Source organism: Sphingomonas parva (ex Maeng et al. 2020) (genome assembly GCF_004564275.1).
In the GTDB taxonomy this organism is placed as follows: domain Bacteria; phylum Pseudomonadota; class Alphaproteobacteria; order Sphingomonadales; family Sphingomonadaceae; genus Allosphingosinicella; species Allosphingosinicella parva.
The window spans coordinates 1-5,735 of the sequence record NZ_SPDV01000038.1 but is presented as its reverse complement, the minus strand read 5'-3'; the positions used below and the strand labels follow the sequence as shown (position 1 = coordinate 5,735).

2 protein-coding genes are annotated in these 5,735 nt (G+C 68.5%); both read left to right on the top strand.

Features of this window, described 5'->3' with window-relative positions:
* The coding region (locus tag E2493_RS21925) for a beta strand repeat-containing protein (protein WP_167737587.1) at positions 1-5,065 on the top strand (5,065 nt) is incomplete at its 5' end.
* 400 nt (positions 5,066-5,465) lie between these two features.
* Positions 5,466-5,735: IS110 family transposase (locus E2493_RS16730; protein WP_167737493.1), on the top strand; the 270-nt coding region annotated here is incomplete at its 3' end.

Below are 5,735 nucleotides of genomic sequence, written 5' to 3'. Positions count from 1 at the left end.
CGTGCTCGACGGCGGCGCCGGCAACGACCTGCTCGTCGGCACCCTTGCCGACGACCTGTTGAACGGCGGCAGCGACAACGACACGGCTTCGTTCGTCAACGCCTTCAGCGGCGGCTCGACGACCGGCGTCACGGTCGATCTCAACGTCCAGGGGGTCGCCCAGAACACGGTTGCGGCCGGTTCAGACACGCTCAGCGGCATCGAGAATCTGGTCGGCTCGGGTCTCAACGACACGCTCACCGGCGACGGCAACGACAACGTGATCGAAGGCGGCCTGGGCAATGACGTCCTGGCCGGCGGCGCAGGCGTCGACACCGCGTCTTATGCGGGCGCCGCGGCCGGCGTCGCTGTCAGCCTCGCCCTCCAGGGTTCGGCGCAGAACACCGTCAATGCGGGCACCGACACCCTCAGCGGGTTCGAGAACCTGTCCGGCTCGGCGTTCGCCGACAGCCTGACCGGCGACGCCAGCGCTAACGTCGTTTCCGGCGGCGCCGGCGACGATACGCTGAACCCGGGCGCCAACGCGGCCGGCGCCGTCGACCTGCTCGACGGCGGGGCCGGCGCGGACACCGCCTCCTTCGCCGGCCTCGGCGCGGTGACGGTGGCGCTGAACGGCGCGGGCGATGCCACCGCCACGATCGGCGGTGCGGCGGTCGCCACCCTGCGCAGCATCGAGAATCTGCTCGGCGGCGCGAATGCCGACACCCTCACCGGTGACGCCGGCAGCAACGTGATCGACGGCGGCCTCGGCGACGACGTCCTCGAGGGCGGCGCCGGCGTGGACACGATCTCCTTCGCCAGCGCCGGCTCGGCGGCGGTGACGGTCAACCTCGCCACCACCACGGCCCAGGCGACCGGCCGGGGCAGCAAGACCATCTCCGGCTTCGAGAACGTGCTGACCGGCACGGGCAACGACGCCGTCACCGGCGACGGCGGGGACAACGTCTTCTTCGAAGGCCGCGGCAACGACGTCTACAACGGCGCCGGAGGATCGGACACTCTGGACTATTCGGCCTCGACGTCGACGGTCGCGATGAACCTCGCCCTCGCCACCGCGCAGAACACCGGCACCTGGGGCGGCACCGATACGATCTCCAACATCGAGAACTTCGTCGGCGCGGCGACGTTCGCCAACACTGTGATCGGCAGCGCCGCCGCCAACCGCCTGGTCGGCGGCTCCGCGGTCGACACGATGGAAGGCCGGAACGGCGCCGATGTCCTGATCGGCGGCGCCGGTAACGACACCCTGCTGGGCGGCACGACCGGCGCTCTGGACGACGGCAGCGCCGACGTGCTCGAGGGCGGCGCCGGCAGCGACTTCCTGTCCGGCGGCCAGGGCAACGACATCCTGCGCGGCGGCGACGGCGACGACAGCCTGGTCGGCGGCGTGGGCAACACGGCGCGTCAATACTTCACCGGCGTCGACGGCGGCGACGACGTCTATGACGGCGGCGCCGGCACCGACATCGCCTATCTGATCTACGACGGCCGGCTCGGCGTCGCCGGAAGCACCACCGGCATCGCCTTCGATCTCTCGAGCCTCGAGGGGAACAGCGCGCTGACCTTCAACGGTGTTGCCGCCGGCGAGCTGATCAGCATCGAGCGGGTCATCTTCCGGGGCAGCCAGGTCAACGACGTGGTCCGGGGCGGCGGCACGCTGGACAGCCTCGCCGGTCTCGCCGGCGACGACGTCCTCGACGGCTGGCTCGGCAACGACCTCCTGTCGGGCGGCCTCGGCAACGACACGCTGATCGGCGGCGAGGGGCTGGACACGGCCACCTACATCAACTCGACGGCCGGCGTGACGGTCGATCTCCGCATCCAGGGCGTCAGCCAGAACACGGGCGGGGAGGGCGTCGATACCCTGATCGGTATCGAATATCTCGACGGCTCCAACTTCGGCGACACGCTGATGGGTGACGACGGGTTCAACCTGATCACCGACACCGGCACCGCGGCGACGAGCGTCGCCGGCCAGACCGACAGCCTGTTCGGCTTCGGCGGCAACGACACGCTGCACGTCACCCGCGCAGCGGCGGCGCCGGCGACCAATATCAACATGGACGGCGGCACCGGCGACGACTTCATCGAGCTGCGCGCGGGCACGCTGTCGACCGCTCTGCTCACCGGCGACGCCCGCCTGCTCACCGGTCTTTCGTCGACCACCTATGCGGCGCTCGGCACGACCGGCACCCGCTACCTCGATACCGTCACGGTCGACGGCGGCGACGGCAGCGACCGCATCGTCCTCACCGGCGTCAAGTCGGCGGTGATCAACGCCGGGTCGGGCAACGACGTCCTCAGCCTCAGCCTGCTCGGCGCGGCGACGGAGTCGAAGCACATCGTCACCCTCGGCGCCGGCCAGGACATCATCCAACTCGCCGGCACCGGCGCGGGCGCCAGCACGGTGGCCCATGGCAACGTCGTCACCGACTTCCAGGTCGGCAACGCGGGCGACAAGTTCGAGATGACCCAGTGGCTGAATGGCTCGCTGCTCGGCTACACGGCGAACTCGGACGCCTTCGCCAGCGGTCACCTCAACCTGGTCCAGTCGGGCGCCGACCTGCTGCTGCAGGTCGATCGTGACGCCGGCGCCGCCGCCAACGGCGCGGTGACGGTCTTCACGATCAGCAACGGCTACACCGGTGGCTTCACGACGTTCAACTTCGACGGCTTCATCGACAACATAGTCCTGACCGGCTTCGACGGCGACGAGACCATCACCGGCGCGATCAAGGACGACACGTTGAGCGGCGCGGGCGGAAACGACGTGCTGATCGGCCTCGCCGGCAATGACACGCTCGACGGCGGCACCGGCGACGACGTGCTGTTCGGCGGCGCGGGTGACGATACGCTGATCGGCGGCGACGGCAGCGACACCGCGAGCTACAGCGACGCGGCGGCCGCGGTGACCGTGAACCTCGGCCTCGCCGGCGCGCAGGCGACCGGCGCGGGCTCCGACACGCTGAGCGGGATCGAGAACCTCACCGGCTCCGCCTTCAACGACGTTCTCACCGGCAACGCCGGCGCGAACCGGTTGGGCGGCGGCGCGGGCGACGACCTGCTCGACGGCGGCACCGGTGCCGACGCTCTGGCAGGCGGCCTCGGCGACGATCGCTACATCGTCGACGATGCGGGCGACGTGGTCACCGAAGCGGAGGGCGAAGGCACCGACACCGTAGTCAGCGCGATCAGCTATACGCTCGCCGACAATGTCGAGGATCTCGAGCTCACCGGCTCGGCGATCTCCGGCACCGGCAACGGCGCCGCGAACCGCGTCACCGGCAACGCCGCCGACAACATCCTCGACGGCCGCGGCGGCGCGGACACGATGCTCGGTGGCCTCGGCAGCGATCGCTACGTTGTTGACAACGGCGGCGATGTCGTCATCGAAAACGCTGGCGAGGGCACCGACACCGTCGCTTCGTCGATCGACTACAGCCTCGGCGCGAACGTCGAGGACCTGGAGCTGACCGGCACGGCGGTGAGCGGCACCGGCAACGGTCTGGACAACCAGATCACGGGCAACGGCGCCGACAACGTCATCGACGGTGGGTTCGGCGCGGACACGATGATCGGCGGAGCCGGCAACGACCGCTACTTTGTCGAGAATCTCGGCGACCTCGTCACCGAGACTGCGGGTGAGGGCACCGACACCGTCGTCTCCTCGATCAACCACAGCCTCGGCGCAAACGTCGAGAATCTGGAGCTGACCGGATCCGCCCTGACCGGCACCGGCAACGGGCTCGACAACCGCATCACCGGCAACGGGCTCGACAACGTCATCGACGGCGGGGTCGGCGCGGACACGATGATCGGCGGCTCCGGCAACGACCGGTACATCGTCGACAGCGCGGGCGACGTCGTTACCGAGACTGCGGGTGAGGGCACCGACACCGTCGTGTCCTCGATCAACTACAGCCTCGGCGCAAATGTCGAGAATCTGGAGCTGACCGGATCCTCCCTGACCGGCACCGGCAACGGCCTCGACAACCGCATCACCGGCAACGGGCTCGACAACGTCATCGACGGCGGGGTCGGCGCGGACACAATGATCGGCGGCGCCGGCAACGATCGCTACATCGTCGACAATACCGGTGACGCGATCGTCGAGGCGGAGGCGGAGGGTCGCGACCGCGTGCTGAGCTCGGTCAACTTCGTCCTCGCCGCCAATGTCGAGGAGCTGGAGCTGGTCGGCACGGCGCAGAACGGCACCGGCAACAACCTCGACAACCTGATCATCGCCAACGATCAGCGCAACGTCCTCGACGGCGGCGCGGGCATCGACACCGTCAGCTACGAGGCCTCGGATGCGGGGGTCGTGGTGCGGCTCGACAATGTCCGTTCCCCGACTGATACGGGTTGGCTCTGGGATGCGCTCTTCTGGATCGAGGACGCCCTGCCGGACGGCCTCGGCGGCTTCGCCACCGGCGATCGTCTCCTCAACTTCGAGAACATCACCGGCTCGGCCTTCGCCGACCAGCTGTTCGGCAACAACGTTGCGAACCTGCTGAGCGGCGGCGCCGGCAACGACATCCTGTACGGCGACGGCGGGAATGACCTGCTCGACGGCGGCGCCGGCCGTGACGCGCTATACGGCGGCAGCGGCGACGACGTGCTGCTCGGCGGCGCCGACAACGATACGCTCGACGGCGGCGACGGCGCCGACCGGCTCGACGGCGGCACCGGCAACGACAATGTCGATGGCGGCGCGGGCAACGACACGCTCGACGGCGGTGCCGGCAACGACACGCTGACCGGCGGCGCCGGCAAGGACGTGTTCCTGGTCGACGATCTCGGCGGCACGGACACGATCACCGACTTCGTCCGTGGCCAGGACAAGATCGATCTCAGCGATCTCGATGCCCGCAGCGGCACGTCGGCGCACGACACCTTCACCTGGGTCGGATCGAGGGCGTTCAGCGGCGCCGCCGGCGAGCTTCGCGCCTACAAGGATCACGGCGACTGGTTCCTGGCCGGCGACGTCAACGGCGACAAGGTGGCCGACTTCGTCATCGCCACCGACCACGTCCAGATCCTGCAGAGCGACATCATCTTCGCCTGATCGACCTGGCGCCGCGGACCTTCGGGTCCGCGGCGCCTTTTCTTTGGGGTGATCGGGATCTCGTGCGCCCGGTTTAGCGGCTAGACCAGGATCGCCTCAGGCTGAATCAGCCTGAGGCGAGCCTGGTCTCAACCATTTGAATAGAGCGCGATTCACGTCGTCGGTGGGAGCGCGAGGCGCTTCCACCTCAGCCGATCGCGCTTGTCTTATGAGAGTCTGCCCGTTCGTGGCAAAACGGACCGCCGTTGGCGGCTGTACCCACCAACGGCGGAAGGGGTCGGATCGAGATCGCGCTGGTCGTCGCGGACCGAGCTAGAGTTTGATCACCCCTTTCTTTTCCTTGAGCCCTGAACGGATACCCGAGGTGCCGCCTCGGATGACAAGCAGAGGGGAGGAAAAGATGAGCAAGAGCCTACCACAGGTCCTCGGCGTCGACATCTCCAAAGACCATCTCGACGTGTGCCTCAATCCCGGCGGCAGCACCTTGCATGTCGCGAATATCGCGGCAGGCCACGCGCAGCTGTTGGCTTGGCTCGATCGTGTCTCGATCGACCTGGTCGTCTTCGAGCCCACCGGGCCCTATCATCGCCTGTTTGAACGTACGCTCGTCCGGAGCGGTCTGCCCTATGCCAAGGTCAATCCGAGGCAGGCGCGCCGCTTCGCTGAGGCA